This window comes from Methylophaga sp. (genome assembly GCF_009711715.1).
In the GTDB taxonomy this organism is placed as follows: Bacteria; Pseudomonadota; Gammaproteobacteria; order Nitrosococcales; family Methylophagaceae; genus Methylophaga.
On the sequence record NZ_VENF01000016.1, the window covers coordinates 48,912 to 66,871 of the forward strand.

The following is a 17,960-nucleotide window of genomic DNA, read 5'->3' on the forward strand; positions in this document are numbered from 1 at the left end:
ACATCGCTACAGATCAAAGACGGCTGAATGGTGAAATCACAGCCAAAGAAGTACGATTGACGGATTCTAATGGTGAGCAACTCGGTATTGTTTCCTTAAAGGAAGCAATTCAAAAAGCCGAAGAAGCCGATTTGGATTTGGTGGAAATTGCCCCACAGGCAAAACCACCGGTTTGCCGTATCATGGACTACGGCAAGTTTTTGTTTGAGGAAGGCAAGAAAAAAGCCGAGGCTCGTAAAAAACAAAAACAAATACAGGTTAAGGAAGTCAAATTCCGGCCTGGCACAGAAGAAGGGGATTATCAGGTAAAACTACGCAACCTGATACGTTTCCTTGAAAGCGGTAACAAAACCAAAGTCAGCCTCCGCTTCCGCGGACGTGAAATGGCACATCAGGAGCTGGGTCTGAAATTACTCGAACGAGTGGCGGCAGATTTAGACGAGATCTCCAGTGTCGAACAGCGTCCCAAGAAAGAAGGTCGACAAATGATCATGGTTTTGTCACCAATCAGTAAAAAATAACTACATAAATTTGAATGCGGAGTTGTAAATACAATGCCTAAGTTAAAAAACCATAGTGGTGCCGCCAAGCGTTTCAGACGCACTGGCAGCGGAAAATTCAAGCGTTCACAGGCTTTTACCAGTCATATCCTGACCAAGAAAAGCACCAAGCGTAAACGCCAGCTGCGTTCTACCCTGACTATCTGCAAGGCAGATCACATGTCAGTGCGTAAAATGCTGCCAAATCTGTAATTAAGGAGTTTTCCGATGCCAAGAGTAAAACGCGGCGTAACTGCACACGCACGCCATAAAAAAGTGCTTGATCAAGCCAAAGGTTATTACGGTCGTCGCAAGAACGTCTATCGTGTTGCCGTCCAGGCTGTCACCAAAGCCGGTCAATACGCCTATCGCGACCGTCGTCAGAAAAAACGTAACTTCCGTACCCTGTGGATTGCCCGTATCAACGCGGCTGCCCGTGATTGCGGTTTATCCTATAGCCGACTGATCGATGGTCTGAAAAAAGCGTCAATTGAAATCGATCGTAAAGTACTGGCTGATATCGCCGTGCATGACGAAGCGGCTTTCGCAGCTATCGCGGAAAAAGCAAAAGCAGCTTTGGCTAAGTAAGTCGCCTGCAAAGAGCGATAGCCATAGTGCTGTAGTGACTAAAAAAGGGCCGCAACCACGGCCCTTTTTTGTTTCTGATGAGGGGGAAATATGGCTGAACTGTCGTCACAGTTACAGGCTTTGGAAGAAATTACGGCAACAGCCAGGCAGGCTGTGGCAGAAGCACAGGATAATCGGGCGCTGGATAATGTCCGGGTCGAATACCTGGGCAAAAAAGGCAAAATTACAGCCTATCTGAAACAATTGGGCAACGTTAGTGTGGAAGACCGGCCGTTGATCGGCAAGTCGGTTAACCTGGCCAAGCAGGAAGTGACCGGCCTGGTGGAGCAACGCGGCAGGGCGCTGGCTGAAGCAGCGATGGAAGCAGCATTGAAAGCCGAAACGGTGGACGTAACCCTGCCTGGCCGTAACAGTGAAGTCGGTAGCCTGCACCCGGTCACACGCACCTTACAGCGTATTGAACGTTATTTCCGCAACATCGGTTTTAATGTGGCTGAAGGGCCGGAAATCGAAGACAGTCACCACAATTTCACGGCACTGAATATTCCTGAAACCCATCCGGCGCGTGCGATGCACGATACCTTTTATTTTGATGCCGATAAGCTGCTGCGAACCCATACTTCACCGGTACAGATCCGGGTGATGGAAGAAAGCCAGCCGCCATTACGACTGATTGCCCCCGGCCGTGTTTATCGCTGTGACTCTGATTTGACCCATACACCGATGTTCCATCAGGTAGAAGGGCTTATGGTGGATGAAAATATCAGCTTCACGGATCTGAAAGGGGTGCTGTCCGACTTCCTGCAGGCATTCTTCGAGAAGCCACTGAAAGTACGATTCCGGCCGTCTTATTTTCCTTTTACCGAACCCTCTGCCGAGGCGGATATTGAGTGTGTCATATGCGGCGGGGAAGGCTGCCGCGTCTGTAGTCATACCGGCTGGATTGAAATCCTGGGTTGCGGCATGGTGCACCCGAATGTGTTTGAACACGTCAATATCGACAGTGAAAAATACCTGGGTTTTGCCTTCGGTCTCGGTGTCGAGCGGATGGCGATGCTGCGTTACGGCGTCAATGACCTGCGTCTGTTCTTTGATAACGATCTGCGTTTCCTCAGTCATTTCAAATAATCGGCGGGATAATTAACAATGAAGTTTAGTGAAAAGTGGTTACGCGAGTGGGTAAATCCGAATATGGATACCGCTGCGCTGGTAGAAAAACTAACCAATGCCGGTCTGGAAGTCGATGCCGTTGAGCCGGTCGCCGGTGAGTTCAGTGGCGTCCTTGTCGGGCAGGTTAAATCAGTAGAGCCGCATCCTGATGCCGATAAATTACGTCTGACCAAAGTCGATGTCGGTGACGCCGAACTGCTGGAGATCGTCTGCGGCGCCAGTAATGTGCGTGAAGGATTGAAGGTCCCTGTGGCTGTTGTTGGTGCAGTGCTGCCGGGCGATTTCAAAATCAAGAAAGCCAAGCTACGAGGTGTGCCTTCTTTCGGCATGCTGTGTTCTTCCAAAGAACTGGGGCTGGCTGAATCAGCCAACGGCCTGATGGAACTGGCCGAGGATGCACCGGTAGGCCAGGATTTTCGCGCTTACCTGGGGCTGGATGATGTGGCGATTGATATTGATCTGACCCCGAATCGCAGCGACTGCCTGGGTGTGGCCGGTGTCGCCCGTGAGGTCGGCGTGTTAACTTCGACTGATGTTTGTCAGGTCCAATGTGATGAAATCAAAGCGACCACAGACAAGACCGTCCCGGTTAACGTCTCTGCCAGTGCCGCCTGCCCGCGTTATCTGGGCCGGGTAATTGAAAACATCAATCCGCAAGTGGAAACACCGGTCTGGATGCAGGAAAAACTGCGTCGCAGCGGTTTACGTAGTCTCGGGCCCGTGGTCGATGTGACCAACTATGTGATGCTGGAACTGGGGCAGCCAATGCATGCCTTTGATCGGGATAAGCTCAACCGTGGTATCAGTGTCAGGCTATCTCAGGGCAGCGAAAAGCTGACCTTGCTTGATGGTCAGGAGATTGAGATTCAGCCCGATACACTGCTGATCGCGGATGATAACGGCCCGCTGGCACTGGCCGGGATTATGGGGGGCGAACATTCCGGCGTGACTGAAACCACAAAGCATTTGTTTCTTGAGGCGGCCTTTTTCAGTCCCGAAGCGATTGCCGGTAAAGCCCGTGCCTATGGTCTGCACACGGATTCGTCGCACCGTTTTGAACGCGGTGTGGATCCCGAACTGGCACAACAGGCAATGCAGCGAGCGACAGCTTTGCTACTGGACATTGTCGGTGGTGAGCCGGGTCCTGTGACCGAGGTTGTCAGTGAAAACGATTTGCCGCAAACGGTATCGATTCACCTGCGTGAAAACCGCATCCGGCGCGTGCTGGGGATAAGTCTGGAAGCCTCGGAAGTGACCGAGCAACTGAGCCGGCTGGGCCTGACACTGAGCCGGGTCGATGACGGCTGGCAGGTGACTGTGCCCAGCTTCCGGTTTGACCTTGCCATCGAAGTCGATCTGATTGAGGAACTGGGGCGTCTTTATGGCTATGACAGGCTACCGGAGACGCGGCCTCAGGGCACCGTACTGACGAGCAATATCACCGAGCGACTGACACAGCTTGAGCGCTTACAGCACCTTCTTGTCGACCGTGGTTACTATGAAGCAGTGACCTACAGCTTTGTTGAACCTAAACTGCAGTCCCTGTTGGCTGAAGACGAAGTCGCACCGATTAAACTGGCCAACCCGATCTCCGCTGATTTGTCAGTCATGCGTACTTCATTGTGGCCTGGACTGGTACAGGCGCTGGTATACAACGCTAACCGTCAGCATGAACGGGTACGTTTGTTTGAAGTGGGCCGTGTCTTCAAAGGGGATCTTGACAATATTGAGCAGGAGCGTCGTATCGGGGGACTGATCTACGGCGACAGATATAGTGAACAATGGTCAGAAAAAGCCCGTGATGCTGACTTCTTCGACGCTAAAGCCGATGTTGAAGCCTTGCTGGCAATCAGCGGTGGTGAGATTCGTTTCCAGGCTGAAACACATGCCGCCTTACATCCCGGTCAGACTGCCAGAATCTATAAAAACGGCGAAGCTATCGGTTGGCTTGGTGCCTTGCATCCGAAACTGCAAAAGCCGCTGGATGTGAATGGCCGCGTTTATTTGTTCGAACTGAGTCTGTCTGCTGTATTATTGGCGCAAATACCTGAATTTACTGCCTTATCTAAATACCCGGCGATCCGCAGAGATTTGGCCCTGGTGGTGGCGGAGTCAGTAACAGCTGGTCAAATAGAAGATTGCCTGAGCACAATCGATTCTGATATTCTTAAGGCATTTCAACTATTTGACGTTTATACCGGAGATGGAGTCGAGCTCGGCAGCAAAAGTCTCGCTGTGGCTTTCCACCTTCAGCATGGTGAACGTACGCTCAAAGATGACGAAGTCGATGCGTTGATTAAAACTGTGACTGACAAGCTGGAACAGTCAGTCGGCGCAACGATAAGATCTTGAGCAAATATTATTAAAAGAAGAATTTAGAGGTATACATGGCACTGACTAAGGCCGATATGACGGAACAACTCTACGATGAGCTGGGTTTTAATAAACGTGAAGCCAAAGAGCTGGTTGAAATGTTTTTCGAAGAAATCCGTACTGCGCTGGAAAAGGGTGAGCAGGTTAAATTATCCGGCTTCGGTAATTTCGAACTCAGAGACAAGAGTGAACGGCCTGGTCGTAACCCGAAAACCGGTGAAGAAATCCCCATCTCTGCCCGTCGTGTGGTGACTTTCAGACCCGGCCAAAAACTGAAAGCGAGGGTGGACAGTTATGCTGGAAGCGAGTAATAACAACGAATTACCGCCTATTCCGAGTAAGCGTTACTTCACCATCGGTGAAGTGAGCGAACTGTGTGGCGTCAAGCCTCACGTTCTGCGCTACTGGGAACAGGAGTTTTCACAACTCAAACCGGTCAAACGTCGTGGTAACCGCCGTTACTATCAGCGTCATGATGTGATCCTGATCCGGGAAATCCGTGGTCTGCTCTACGAGCAGGGTTTCACTATCGGCGGTGCCCGCCAACAACTGGGTGCACCGGGTGAAGTCAAAACCGTGACCGGTGCCAAACAGGATCAGAAAGACTTGGTTCGTGAGCTGCTGAGAGAACTGGAAGACTTAAGAACTTTACTTAACTAAGCTAAGCACACTAGCAAAATGAAAAGGCCGGCTTAACGCTGGCCTTTTTGTTGCTCATCAGATCACAAATAAATCAACAAACTCATCTACGGGCATGGCTGAAAGCTTCGCCTCATCTGTACAGACATCAATAATCATTTTTTGCTGACGCTCAGGAAAGCGACGTGCCAGATTGGTTTTGAATTTCCTGACCAGCTCTGGAATGCCCTCAGCGCGACGGCGACGATGACCGATAGGATATTCCACCGCGACTTGTTCAGAATGCGTGCCGTCTTTAAAAAACAGCTGCACGGCATTGGCAATAGAGCGCTTCTCGGGGTCAAGATAATCCTTGGTGTATTCAGGGTTTTCAATACAAACCATCTTGTCACGCAGGGCATCAATGCGCGGATCGGCTGCCACAGTATCTTCATAATCAGCCGCTGTGAGGCTGCCTTTGAGCAGGCCGACAGCGGTCATGTACTGAAGACAATGATCGCGATCAGCCGGGTTATTCAGCGGCCCCTGTTTGTCGATAATGCGAATCGCTGATTCATGGGTAGTCAGCACGATCCTCTCGATTTGATCGATTTTCTGCAGCGTGTCGATTTTGTCTGCCACCTCAGGGTGCAGGTGGAAGGCACATTCGACCGCAGTCTGGGCATGAAACTCAGCGGGGAAGGCTATCTTGAACAGCACATTTTCCATCACGTAGCTGCCATAGGGCCGCTGGAATTTGAAAGGCTGACCTTTGAAAAAGACATCATAAAAGCCCCAGGTCGTGGCCGTCAGCGCTGTCGGATAACCCATTTCTCCCTTCATTGTCATCAATGCCAGCCGCACAGCACGGCTGGTTGCATCACCGGCTGCCCAGGACTTACGTGAACCGGTATTGGGACTGTGACGATAGGTACGCAGGCTCTGACCATCAACCCAGGCGTTGGAGACAGCATTGATAATATCGTCCTTGCTGCCACCGAGCAGACCGGTGACGACAGCGGTGGAGGCTATCTTGACCAGTACCACATGATCGAGGCCGACGCGGTTAAAGCTGTTTTCCAGTGCCAGTACACCCTGAATTTCATGGGCTTTAATCATCGCAATCAGCACATCACGCATTGTGATCAGAGGCTGATCATCCTTGCGGTTACGCGAGAGGAAATCGGCAATAGCAAGTATGCCACCAAGGTTATCCGACGGGTGACCCCATTCGGCAGCCAGCCAGGTATCGTTGAAGTCCAGCCAGCGGATCATGGCGCCGATGTTAAATGCAGCCTGAACCGGATCCAGCTGGAATTGGGTGCCCGGGACTTTACTGCCATTGGGAACAATCGTTCCCGACACGATGGGTCCCAGCAGTTTGGTGCAGGCAGGGTAGGACAGGGCCTCGAACCCACAGCCCAGTGTATCCATCAAGCAATAACGGGCGGTGTCCAGCGCTTCTTTGCTGGTAACCAGGTAGTCACTGACATAGTCGGCTATCTCAACCAGTACCTTGTCTGGTGCTGGACGAATATTGGAAAAAGCAGCGGTCATAAAATATTCCTCAAAGAATAACGGGCTCAGCCACGTTCGGTGATGGGGGGAAACGGACGATTGGCCGGGCCGGTGTATTCGGCATTGGGACGGATGATCTTGTTATCAATCCGCTGTTCGATAATGTGCGCGGCCCAGCCGGTGACACGTGAAATCACAAAGATCGGTGTGAAAAACGCGGTGGGAATACCCATCATGTGATAGCTGGAGGCGCTGTACCAGTCGAGGTTGGGAAACATGTTTTTCTCGCGCCACATGACCTGCTCGATCCGCTCGGATATGTTGAAGAGATTCATATTGTTTCCGTCTTCACACAGTCGGCGGGAGACGCCTTTAATGGCTACATTGCGCGGGTCGGAAATGGTATAGACCGGATGGCCGAAGCCGATAATGATTTCCTTATTGGCTATCCGCCGCATGATGTCGGTTTCGGCTTCATCCGGGTTGCTGTAGCGCTGAATAATTTCCATCGCCGCTTCATTGGCCCCGCCATGTTTGGGGCCGCTTAAGGCCCCGATCGCACCGGTAATAGCGGAATAGAAGTCTGCCAGGGTGCCGGCAATGACTCTTGCGGTGAAGGTTGAGGCATTAAACTCATGTTCTGCATAGAGCACTAAAGATTCATTCATGGCCGCAATGTGCAGATCTGAGGGGGCTTTGCCGTGTAATAAATGCAGGAAATGCGCGGCAATGGAATCATCATCGGTGTCCAGCTCAATGCGTTTGCCATGTAAACTGAAATGGTGCCAGTAGAGCAGCGCGGAACCAAGGCAGGCTATCAGCCGGTCGGCAATATCGCGCGCGCCCTCGGCATTGTGATCAGCGCCTTCCGGCTCCAGTGTGCCCAGCATTGAGGTCGCGGTACGCATGATGTCCATGGGGTGTGCGGTTGGCGGCAGCTGCTCCAGCACGACTTTCAGGGCATCCGGTATATTTCTGAGCTTGCGGAGTTTACTGTGATAAGCCTCAAGCTCATTTTGATTGGGCAGATGGCCATGAATCAGTAGAAAAGCGACTTCCTCGAAACTGGCCTTGGCAGCCAGATCCAGAATATCGTAGCCACGATAATGTAAATCATTGCCACTGTGACCAACAGTACATACCGCAGTCGTACCAGCGGAAACGCCCGCGAGGGCAACGCCTTTTTTCTTTTTCTGAACTTGAGTCATGGTCTTCTCCCCGGCAGCCCGGCTGCCTGCTAAAACACGGATTTCATTTATTTATCGTTGTTGCTGTAGAGCTCATCCAGCTTCTGTTCATAAGCGTGGTAATCGAGATAATCGTAGAGTTCATTGCGGGTCTGCATCAGATCGACGACATGCTGCTGGGTACCGTGCTCACGCACCGACTGATATACCTTGAGCGCTGCCGAATTCATTGCCCGGAATGCGGACAAGGGATACAGCACCAGACTGACATCGTGAGCAGCCAGCTCATCCACCGTGAACAGCGGCGTGCTACCGAACTCGGTGATATTAGCCAGTACCGGTACTCTCACCGCCTCAGCGAACTGTTTATACATACCCAGTTCGGTCATGGCTTCCGGAAAAATCATATCGGCACCGGCCTCGACACACGCGCCGGCACGATCAATGGCCGATTGCAGCCCCTCGACTGCCAGTGCATCAGTACGCGCCATAATCACAAAGTCATCATCGGTTTTGGCATCGACCGCTGCTTTGATGCGATCAACCATTTCCTGCTGACTCACAATGGCCTTATTGGGGCGATGTCCACAGCGTTTGTTCTGCACCTGATCTTCAATATGGACGGCGCCGGCACCGGCACGAATCATGGCTTTTACGGTGCGGGCTATGTTAAAAGCGCCACCAAAACCGGTATCGATATCAACCAGTACGGGTAACTCGGTGACATGGGTGATGCGCTCGACATCGGTGACCACATCATCCATGGTCGTGATACCCAGATCCGGCAGGCCCAATGAGCCGGCTGCGACACCGCCGCCTGAGACGTAGAGCGCCCGATAGCCGACCTTATCTGCCATGCGGGCGTGATAGGCATTAATGGCGCCCATCACCTGTAATGGATGTTCTTCGGCAACCGCCTGTCTGAAACGGGCACCGGCTGAAATTAATGTCATGATCAGTCCTTATCAGAAAAAGGCTTTATCCGCATCAGCAGGTAATGCGACACCGGTTTGTCTGGCACGCTGCAGTAACTCCCAGAAATAACGGTAAGTCGCCCGGTCGTGCAGTTCACCGTCATACTGAATCGGACCCCATTCGGCCTGTTGTGCAGTGAGCAGGATATTGGCTGCCGCTATCACTTCGCTGTAATCGGGTTTCATCGCATCGACAATGGCCGTGATCTGGGTTGGATAGATACTCCACATTCTCAGAAAGCCGAATTCATGGCGGGCGCGCGCTGCATCGGAATAAGTCACTTCCTCATTTTTTAAGTCCAGCGTCACGTTATGTGCCGGGACCACACCATTAGCCAGAGCCGCTGCCACTACTTCGGCCTTGGCTCTTGCCAGCAGCCTGTGATCAAACTGTCCCGGACTGCGCATGGCTGTAGCTGATATGGCGCCATGATGGGCACTGACAAAATCCATCAGGCCGAAATCCAGCACCTGGACCCAGTCCAGGGCGGCAATTTGATGCACATCTCTCAAGGCGCCGTGGGTTTCGATCAGGACGTGTACCGGGATCTCCCGCTCAATCCCGTTTTGCCGGGCGACTTTCTGAATAAAGCCAATCATTTCTGCCACCTGATCGACGGAGGTTGCCTTGGGAATGGTGATATAGCTCAGCACTTGTCCGGCACCGGGCACCAGGATCTCAATATCCTGTGCCCAGGCATCATGGGTATAATCATGAATACGGGCACCAGCCATTTTGTGCCGGTTTAAATCCGAATTAAGCACCCGGACGATCATCTCGGCATGTTCTTTTTCTGTCCCTGCGGCGGCACCGTCTTCACAGTCACAGGTGATATCGAACACCGGGCCGATACTGTCCTGCAGCCCCAGCGCTTTGCTGATCAGTTTTTCACTGCCGGCAAAGTGCTCACAGCTGGGAATAATGGGGAAAGCGCGTTCGCCTTCGAACAGCGCTTCGCTGGGATGCGTCAGTTTAGTCATATTCATAGCCTGCTTCTTCCTTACGCCTTACGCGGCATTAACACGGTGTAGTCGAGATCAAGCACGACATTGGGGTGATACTGGCGTTTGCCATCAATATCAATATGAGTGGAGTCGAGACTGTCAGCCGTCTGGTTTTTAAGGCCGACCATTCTCAGTCGAAGCGCGCCCAGATCAGCGCGACCCGGCAGGGGCCACTTTTCCAGCACTTCGGTCCAGGTATAAAAAGTATCGCCACCGAAACTGGGGTTGGCATGGGTCCCAGCGTTAATTGCAGCGATAAACAGGGCATTCTCTAAACCGTCATAGCTCAGTGCGCGGCAGACTGAAATCACATGACCGCCGTACATCAGGCGTTTACCGAAAGCGCTTTGCTGCATCATCAGATCATCGAAATGCAGTCTGGCGTTGTTCTGGTACAGCCTGGTGGCGAGGGTATGATCGCTGTCATCGACAGTCATGCCGGCCGGGTGATTGAGGCGTTCACCCACCTCAAAGTCTTCCCAGAAACGCGAGGAACCCGTGACGCTGGCTTCAAAGTCTTTGGCATCCAATTCAGCCGGGATGACTAATTCCTCTGCAGATACCACCTGGGTGAGTTCGGGAACGACCGCCTCGGGAGCAGGGGCGTCCGGATTGTTTTTATGCACCATGACCCAGCGAACCCAGGATAGCACTGCTTTGTGATTTTGATTAACAGAGGTTGAGCGGACAAAGACGATACCGTTTTTGCCACTGGAGTTTTGCTTCAGACCAATAACTTCGGTTTCTGTTGTCAGCGTGTCACCGGCATAAACCGGATGCTGGAACTTGACTTCGGCATAGCCCAGATTAGCGACTGCATTGACCGAAATATCCGGTACGCTTTTGCCAAAAGCAATATGGAAAGTCAGCAGATCATCAATCGTTTTGTCTGCAAAACCAAGCGAATGAGCCACCGGTTGCGCGCAGTGAACAATATGCCTTGAGCCGGTTAAAGCGATATAAAGCGCCGCATCACCTTCAGTGATAGTGCGTGGCGTGGCATGGACTATCGTCTCGCCGAGTTTGAAGTCCTCGAAAAAACGGCCCTGGTTGAATTGCAGCTTAGTCATTATCAAGCTCCAATTCTTTTATCATGTCACTCAGCAGCAGGAAGCGTTTGGCCGCGGTGACATGATGATGCTCAACCAGCTTGCCGTTGACCAGTACGGTTCCCCGTCCTGCCTTGTTGGCCTGGCTCAATGCTTCAATAATTTCCTTGGCATTTTCTACCTCAGCCGGTTTCGGTGTGTAGGCATCGTTGGCGTAGGGTAACTGGAAGGGATGGACTAAAGACTTGCCATCAAAGCCCATATCGCGTCCGATACGGCAGGCATATTCAAAGGCCTGCATATCTTTCAGGTCACTGTGAATGCCATCAATAACGGCACGGCCATACGCACGTGCTGCCAGGACAACCCATGACAGACTGGTGCGAATGGCGGTGCGTTCCAGTGTGGGTCTGGCATGCAGATCGGAAATCAGATCCGAGGTGGCCAGAACCATACAAGCGATACGATCCGAAGCGCGGGCAATTTCCTCGGCATGCAAGACTGCCAGGGGACTCTCGATCATCACCATGATGGGCGTTTCAGTATTCCCGGCTTCTTCCATCGCGTTGATAGCGGCCATCACGTCATCCTGGCTTTCGATGCTGGAGAACAGTACGGCATCAGGAGCCAGCTGGGCGATGGCGTTAACGTCGTCATAGCCCCACTCGGAATCCAGGTCGTTAACACGGACCACGACCTCACGGTTACCGTAGCCACCGTGTTTTAAAGCATTGACAACATTTGTGCGGGACTCTTCCTTGGCAGAGAGCAGAATAGGTGCACCCAGATCCAGAATGATGGAATCCACCTGCAGACTGCGGGCCTTTTCCAGGTAGTGCGGGTTGCAACCCGGCACATAAAGCATCGAACGTCGTGGCCGGTAGTAATTAGTCATACGGCTTCTCACCTTATTAATTCAGCGCCATGCTGAGCGTGTTAATGATTCTATCCCCGTTTTTTTAAGAGTGTCAATATTTATCTTATGTCTTATATAAGATATAAAACACTAGACAAGTTTGAATAACTGTTATAGATTGACAATCACAGTGATGACGCTTGATTAAGGAAACAGCAGAACCGTGCCTGAAATGATTAAAGGCAATAGAAAAGTCAGAATATCGCTGAAATGCTGACACGAATTACATGTGTCTTATATAAGAGTGGTTTGATAGGCTATGAGATATGTTCGATAAACAAACAGGAATGATCATGAGCAAATCAGCGAGTGCGCCGGTTTTTAAACCACTCTACGAGCAAATCAAGGTGTTTCTGACCCAGAGTCTGATTGCCGGGGAGTGGAAACCCGGTGAGAGTATCCCCAGTGAGATAGAGCTGGCAGCCAGATTCAATGTGAGTCAGGGCACGGTGCGCAAAGCAATTGATGCACTGGCGATGGAAAATATTCTGATTCGTCGTCAGGGCAAAGGGACTTTTGTCGCGACCCATAAAGAAGAGCAGAGCAAACTGCGGTTTCTGCGTCTGACCTCGGCTGACGGCCATAAGCAACCATTGAATAATCAGCTGTTGTCATGCAAACGCCTTAAGGCCAGCGCTGAAATTTCGCAGCTGACCGGACTCAAAAAAGGGACAGCCGTGATTGAGATTCAGCGTCTGCTAACCTTTTCCGGTGAGCCCAAAATCCTTGATTACATCATCGTCCAGGCCAAATTTTTCCGTGGTCTCAATAGCAGCCGGATCAACGAGAATAACGGCTCGCTTTACAGCATGTACGAGACGGTTTACGGCATTCCGATGGTACGTGCTGAAGAAAAACTGACTGCGGTGGCTGCCAGCGCGGGAGAGGGTCAGTTGCTGCACGTCCAGACCGGCTTCCCGCTGCTCAAGGTGGAGCGGGTGGCTTATACCTACGGCGACAAGCCGATGGAGTGGCGCGTAGGTCTCTGCGTCACCGACCAACATCATTATATGAACGAACTGGAGTAAGCCTGATGACAGACAACCAGCCCAGCTATAAACAGCGCGCGCTTGATTATCATGAGTTTCCGCGGCCCGGCAAACTCAGCGTGGAATCCAGCAAACCCTGCGCGACCGGGGCCGAGTTGTCTCTGGCATATACGCCGGGCGTCGCCGAGCCCGTGCGTGAAATTTATCGTGATCCTGAAACGGCTTATCGCTACACCAATAAGGGCAACCTGGTGGCAGTTATCACCGATGGTACGGCGGTGCTGGGCTTAGGTAATGTCGGGCCATTGGCGAGTAAACCGGTAATGGAAGGCAAAGCGGTGCTGTTCAAACGCTTTGCTGATATTGATGTGTTTGATATCGAAGTGGATGCACCTTCGGTCGACAGCTTTATTGAAACCGTGGTCAACATCGCGCCGACTTTTGGCGGCATCAACCTGGAAGATATCGCCGCACCGCATTGTTTCCGCATTGAACGTGAACTCAGACAGCGACTCGATATTCCTGTTTTCCATGATGATCAACATGGCACGGCAGTCGTTATCTGTGCGGCGTTAATCAATGCACTGGCATTACAGGATAAAACGCTGTCCAGCGCCAAAATTGTTTTCCTTGGCGCCGGTGCTGCCGGTATGGCGACAGCCAGACTGCTCAAAGCGATGGGCGCTAACGATATCACGCTCGTCAATAAATCCGGCGTTTTATATAAAGGCGTTAGCGGTGTCGGTGAAGAAGTCACAGACTTGCTCAGGGACACCCCGGATAGAACACTCGCTGACGCCCTGAGTGGGGCCGATGTGTTTATCGGTGTGTCGGCAGCTAATGCCTTGCCGGCTGAGCTGTTAAAAACTATGGCTGCGAGCCCCGTGGTCTTTGCGCTGGCTAATCCCGACCCTGAAATCCTGCCGGCACAGGCTATGGCCGTGCGGAATGATCTGGTGATGGCAACCGGCCGGTCTGATTTTCCGAATCAGGTCAATAATGCGCTGTGCTTTCCTTATCTGTTTCGCGGTGCGCTGGATGCCAAAGCGCCGCAGGTCAGTGAAAGTATGCAGATTGCCGCCGCTTTCGCGCTGGCGGAACTCGCCAGGGAACCGGTGCCGGATTCGGTACTTAAAGCCTATGAGCTGGACGCTTTGGCATTCGGTCCTGATTACATTATTCCCAAGCCCTTTGATCCACGCTTATTAAAGCGTGTCTCAGAAGCGGTTTGTGACGCCAGCTTGCAGGAGCAGGCAGCACTGACGCAAAAAACAGGCTCTTAGGCCTGTACTGATTTAGAAGGGGGAACCGGATGGAATATCCCAATAAACAATACGCTGAACCTTATGCAGACGTAGATTTCTGCCGGGTATTCAATAATACGGTGCTCGGTGATTACTGGCCGGGCATCCAGCTCTATTACCCACCGGTCAAATATGCCCCGTCACTGGGCATTTATGAGGATCTGGAACAGGCGGCGCAGCGCATTAAAAAACATGCCTATGAGACGCATGCCCATACGCTCATATTCGACCTGGAAGACGGTTGCCGACAGAAGGAAATGAGCCGGACCTTATTGCGTCAGGAACTGCCGGGGCTTCGTCAACATAATAAGAACGTGACGATTGCGGTGCGGGTAAATCCATTCCGTACCTATGAATACGAGCAGGACATGGATCTGGTTCGTGATATGGGCGACTGCATCGATGTGGTGATGCTGGCCAAGGCTGGTGAAGCTTATGGTGCAGCGGAAGTCAGGGATTTGTCCAATCTGTTGGTCAGCATTAATAACAAGATCACCATTCAGCCGATTATTGAACATCCCAAATCGCTCAAAATTGCGCCGGAACTGATGCAATACAGCACCGTAAAACATGTGGTGTTCGGTATTCACGACTTTTCCAAGGCGATGGGTATTCATATCACGCCCGAAAACTGGACTGAAGAGCTGAAGCATTTTCTGTATCAGATCATGTTCGAAGCCAGGATTGCCGGTAAGGGAGTGATCGGCGGCGTGGAGACGCTGATTGGTTCCTCCAGTATGCCCGAAAAGTTTGTTGAGCCGCATGATGTAAGGCGCTGGCTGGACTTGCACGGTGAAGAAGAGTCAAGAATTGTCTACAAACATGCCTGTGAAGAGTCTGCCATGGGCCTGACCGGCAAGCAGGTAATTCATCCCGGCCACATTCATTTATGTAAGGTCGCTTACACGCCATCCCCCACCGATATCAATCAGAAGATCGCTATTCTCAGGGCGGCGATTGAAGCGGATGCGCTGCTGGGTGGTGCCATCAAATTTGAGGGTGAAATGCTGGATCCGCCGATGTTCGGTAAGGCTCTGCAGACCCTGCTACGGGCTAATGCCCTTAAAGCCCTGAAACCGGAAGACCGGCAATTTGCCATCGAAGTGCTGCAATTGATGCCGGCCCAGGTGATTCGTGAGAACTGGCCATATGGAGCGATTTTATGAGAAACCTGCCTGCTTTCCCGCACTGGCACTGGCAAGTGCCAAGCCATTTCAATATTGGTGTGGCCTGTACCGACAAGCATCTGGCCACCACGTTGGGACGGACCACGGCCATGATTGTCGAAGATGATGAACTTGGCACCGATCAAATCAGCTATGCCCAGTTATCCAGACGAACCAATCAGTTTGCCCAATTACTGCGCAATGAAGGTATTCATGCCGGCGAAAGGGTATTGATTCGTCTGCCCAACTGCCTGACTTATCCGACTGCCTTTCTCGGGGCGATGAAATTAGGTGCGATATCGGTGCCCACATCAACTTTGCTGACTGTTGAAGAAGTCATCTACCTAGCCAAAGACTCCGGCGCCCGTGTACTGGTGACAGATAAGGCTTTCTGGCCACAGCTTAAAAACGAGATTCATCAGTGCCCAGAGATAGAGCTCGTTCTGTTATCCGGCCGGGGTGACAGCGAAGCAGCGGAGGGCGTTAAAGTGATGGAGATGGATCAGGCTGTCTCGGCCGTTGATAAATGGCTGCCACCCAAACAAACATTGGCAGAAGATCCGGCATATCTTGTCTATACCTCAGGCACCACCGGCTATCCCAAAGGTGTTTTACATGCGCACCGGGCGATGATTGGTCGTACACCGGCATCCAGCTACTGGTTTGATTTTGCTGATAACCAGCAAGATAGAATTCTGCATTCGGGCAAGTTCAACTGGACCTATGTCCTGGGATCGGGTCTGATGGACCCGCTTTATCTCGGTAAAACGGTGATTGTGCATGAAGGCAAAAACGATGCGACCCTGTGGCCGCAACTGATTGCCAAGCATGAGGCCACGATTTTTATCGGCGTCCCCACCATATACCGTCAAATCCTGCAGAAAACCGAGTTCAGCAGGGAAGACGTGCCCAGTCTCAGACACTGTATGAGTGCCGGTGAGCATTTGTCTGATGAAGTCCTCACCCAGTGGAAACAGCGTTTCGGCATCGATATCTATGAAGCAGTAGGTATGTCGGAATTTTCCTATTACCTCTGCGAGACCAAATCAAGACCAATTCGGCCCGGCTCTGCCGGTTTTCCACAGCCGGGACATGATATCCGGCTGCTCGATCCGGACACCCTTAAACCCGTTCCGACAGGGGAAGAGGGCATGATTTGTGTGCCTGACACTGATCCCGGACTGTTTCTGGAATACTGGAATATGCCGGAGGAAACCGCCAAGCTTCGCCATGATGGCTGGTTCTTTACCGGTGATTATGCTCGCTACGATAAAGACGGCTATGTCTGGTTTTTGGGGCGTAAGGACGACATTATCAAGAGCTTCGGTTACCGGGTGTCGCCCTACGAAATAGAGCGGGTTTACAAATCACATCCGGCTGTCAGTGATTGTGCTGCGGTGGGTGAGGAAATAGCCAAAGATAAAATTCTTGTGGTGGTTTACGTGATTCTGCGCCCAGGTGAAGATATCAGTGCCGATGAATTATATGAATTTGGTCAGCAACATCTGGCCGCCTACAAAGCGCCAAAAAAGGTCTATATCGCTCAGGATTTTCCCCGTACCAAGAACGGTAAAATTCTGCGCCGTGAAGTCAGTCCCCGGATAGCGTTGCAACAGTCCAGTAGTTAAATTTTTGTTGATCAATCGATGCTTTTCAGCACATGATTAGCGCATGAAAGACAACGAAAAGCATCAATCTGAGCACGGTCGTAAAGTTTTTTTCGTCTCCGACAGAACAGGACTCACCGCTGAATCCTACGGAAAATGCCTGTTGGCGCAGTTTCCGGATCTGGAATTCGAAACCATTACTTTGGCCTTTGTCGATACCGTTGAAAAAGCTGAAATCGCGCGCGATCAGATTAATGCGGCCAGTCAGGAAGCAGAATTAAAACCAGTGGTCTTCAGTACCCTGGTACAGGATCAGCAGCAATACATTATCGAAAGTGCCGATGCCTGCGTGATCAGCCTGTTCCACAGCTTTATAGGCTCCCTTGAGGGTTATTTTGGTGTAGAATCCTCGCAAAAAGCTGGGGTCTCGAGAATCAAACTGAGCGATACGACCTACCAGCGCAGGCTTGATGCGATTGATTTTTCGCTGATGCATGACGATGGCGTCCGCCCTGATCAATACAAGGAAGCGGATGTAATCCTGGCCGGTGTATCCCGCTGTGGTAAAACGCCGACCAGTTTGTATCTTGCTATGAACTTTTCGCTTAAAGTGGCAAATTATCCGTTGACGCCGGAGGATTTGGGGTCAGATGAATTGCCAGAATGTCTGCAGGACAATGTTCATAAGCTTGTCGGATTGACGATTAAACCGGTCCCGCTGAGTCGTATCAGACGACAGCGTCGTCCGGATAGTAACTATTCGTCACTGGAAATCTGCCAGGCAGAACTGGAAAAAGCTCAGGCGATGTTCGACAAAGTCGGCATTCCGGTTTTCGAGACCACAAATACTTCAATTGAAGAAATCTCCAGCCGTGTTGTGCGTGCCCTTGGGCTCGGCAGAGAGCGGGTGCGTGAATCAGTTTTAAAATTTAATAAATTAAAGAAAGCAAGGTAGTT

At 51.6% G+C, this 17,960-nt stretch carries 18 protein-coding genes; 12 read left to right on the top strand and 6 right to left on the bottom strand.

What is annotated here, in order from left to right; all coding sequences use genetic code 11:
- The first annotated feature begins 2 nt into the window (after positions 1-2).
- From infC to FH755_RS12100, 7 genes are all read left to right on the top strand, one after another.
- Positions 3-521, top strand: coding sequence for a translation initiation factor IF-3 (infC, locus tag FH755_RS12070; protein WP_292441417.1), 519 nt, complete (start codon positions 3-5; stop codon positions 519-521).
- A 33-nt stretch (positions 522-554) separates the two neighbouring features.
- Positions 555-752 carry a 50S ribosomal protein L35 gene (rpmI, locus tag FH755_RS12075; protein WP_292441372.1) on the top strand — a complete coding sequence of 66 codons (198 nt, stop codon included), beginning with the start codon at positions 555-557 and terminating at the stop codon, positions 750-752.
- Between the two features lie 15 nt (positions 753-767).
- Positions 768-1,127, top strand: coding sequence for a 50S ribosomal protein L20 (gene rplT, locus FH755_RS12080; RefSeq protein ID WP_266238502.1), 360 nt, complete (start codon positions 768-770; stop codon positions 1,125-1,127).
- Between the two features lie 90 nt (positions 1,128-1,217).
- Positions 1,218-2,255, top strand: a complete 1,038-nt coding sequence (gene pheS, locus FH755_RS12085) for a phenylalanine--tRNA ligase subunit alpha (protein WP_292441373.1) — start codon at positions 1,218-1,220, stop codon at positions 2,253-2,255.
- Between the two features lie 18 nt (positions 2,256-2,273).
- Positions 2,274-4,649 (top strand): phenylalanine--tRNA ligase subunit beta, encoded by a 2,376-nt coding sequence (gene pheT, locus FH755_RS12090; RefSeq protein WP_292441374.1) that lies wholly within the window; start codon positions 2,274-2,276, stop codon positions 4,647-4,649.
- A 35-nt stretch (positions 4,650-4,684) separates the two neighbouring features.
- Positions 4,685-4,981 carry an integration host factor subunit alpha gene (gene ihfA / locus FH755_RS12095; protein ID WP_266238507.1) on the top strand — a complete coding sequence of 99 codons (297 nt, stop codon included), beginning with the start codon at positions 4,685-4,687 and terminating at the stop codon, positions 4,979-4,981.
- Entirely contained in the window at positions 4,965-5,330 is a 366-nt protein-coding gene (locus tag FH755_RS12100) for a MerR family transcriptional regulator (RefSeq protein WP_292441375.1), read from the top strand. Before ihfA ends, FH755_RS12100 begins: the two co-directional genes overlap by 17 nt.
- A gap of 57 nt (positions 5,331-5,387) precedes the next feature.
- Here the strand turns inward: FH755_RS12100 and FH755_RS12105 are convergent, their stop codons facing one another.
- From FH755_RS12105 to FH755_RS12130, 6 genes are read right to left on the bottom strand one after another with little or no spacing between them, the layout of a single operon-like run.
- On the bottom strand, positions 5,388-6,845 hold the full coding sequence (locus tag FH755_RS12105) for a bifunctional 2-methylcitrate dehydratase/aconitate hydratase (protein ID WP_292441376.1): 1,458 nt from the start codon (positions 6,843-6,845) through the stop codon (positions 5,388-5,390).
- Positions 6,846-6,871: 26 nt separating this feature from the next.
- Complete coding sequence (gene prpC, locus FH755_RS12110) at positions 6,872-8,014, bottom strand: 2-methylcitrate synthase (RefSeq protein WP_292441377.1); 1,143 nt, start codon at positions 8,012-8,014, stop codon at positions 6,872-6,874.
- A 47-nt stretch (positions 8,015-8,061) separates the two neighbouring features.
- The gene (gene prpB / locus FH755_RS12115) at positions 8,062-8,946 is read right to left on the bottom strand and encodes a methylisocitrate lyase (protein WP_292441378.1); all 885 of its coding nucleotides are present in this window, start codon (positions 8,944-8,946) and stop codon (positions 8,062-8,064) included.
- Between the two features lie 12 nt (positions 8,947-8,958).
- Positions 8,959-9,948: an aldolase/citrate lyase family protein gene (locus FH755_RS12120; RefSeq protein ID WP_292441379.1), complete on the bottom strand. Its 990-nt coding sequence runs from the start codon at positions 9,946-9,948 to the stop codon at positions 8,959-8,961.
- Between the two features lie 20 nt (positions 9,949-9,968).
- Entirely contained in the window at positions 9,969-11,042 is a 1,074-nt protein-coding gene (locus FH755_RS12125) for a MaoC family dehydratase (RefSeq protein ID WP_292441380.1), read from the bottom strand.
- Positions 11,035-11,916: a CoA ester lyase gene (locus tag FH755_RS12130; protein WP_292441381.1), complete on the bottom strand. Its 882-nt coding sequence runs from the start codon at positions 11,914-11,916 to the stop codon at positions 11,035-11,037. The genes FH755_RS12125 and FH755_RS12130 overlap by 8 nt, the downstream gene beginning before the upstream one ends.
- Before the next feature lie 314 nt (positions 11,917-12,230).
- Between FH755_RS12130 and FH755_RS12135 the strand changes: the two genes are divergently transcribed.
- Genes FH755_RS12135 through FH755_RS12155 form a run of 5 tightly spaced genes read left to right on the top strand, consistent with a single transcriptional unit; the run spans position 12,231 to position 17,958 of the window.
- Positions 12,231-12,965 carry a GntR family transcriptional regulator gene (locus tag FH755_RS12135; protein ID WP_292441382.1) on the top strand — a complete coding sequence of 245 codons (735 nt, stop codon included), beginning with the start codon at positions 12,231-12,233 and terminating at the stop codon, positions 12,963-12,965.
- Positions 12,966-12,970: 5 nt separating this feature from the next.
- Positions 12,971-14,209 carry a malic enzyme-like NAD(P)-binding protein gene (locus tag FH755_RS12140; RefSeq protein ID WP_292441383.1) on the top strand — a complete coding sequence of 413 codons (1,239 nt, stop codon included), beginning with the start codon at positions 12,971-12,973 and terminating at the stop codon, positions 14,207-14,209.
- A gap of 29 nt (positions 14,210-14,238) precedes the next feature.
- Positions 14,239-15,396, top strand: coding sequence for an aldolase/citrate lyase family protein (locus tag FH755_RS12145; protein WP_292441384.1), 1,158 nt, complete (start codon positions 14,239-14,241; stop codon positions 15,394-15,396).
- Positions 15,393-17,024, top strand: a complete 1,632-nt coding sequence (locus FH755_RS12150; RefSeq protein ID WP_292441385.1) for an acyl-CoA synthetase — start codon at positions 15,393-15,395, stop codon at positions 17,022-17,024. The genes FH755_RS12145 and FH755_RS12150 overlap by 4 nt, the downstream gene beginning before the upstream one ends.
- Positions 17,025-17,067: 43 nt before the next feature.
- Positions 17,068-17,958 (top strand): pyruvate, water dikinase regulatory protein, encoded by an 891-nt coding sequence (locus FH755_RS12155; protein ID WP_292441386.1) that lies wholly within the window; start codon positions 17,068-17,070, stop codon positions 17,956-17,958.
- Positions 17,959-17,960: the final 2 nt, after the last annotated feature.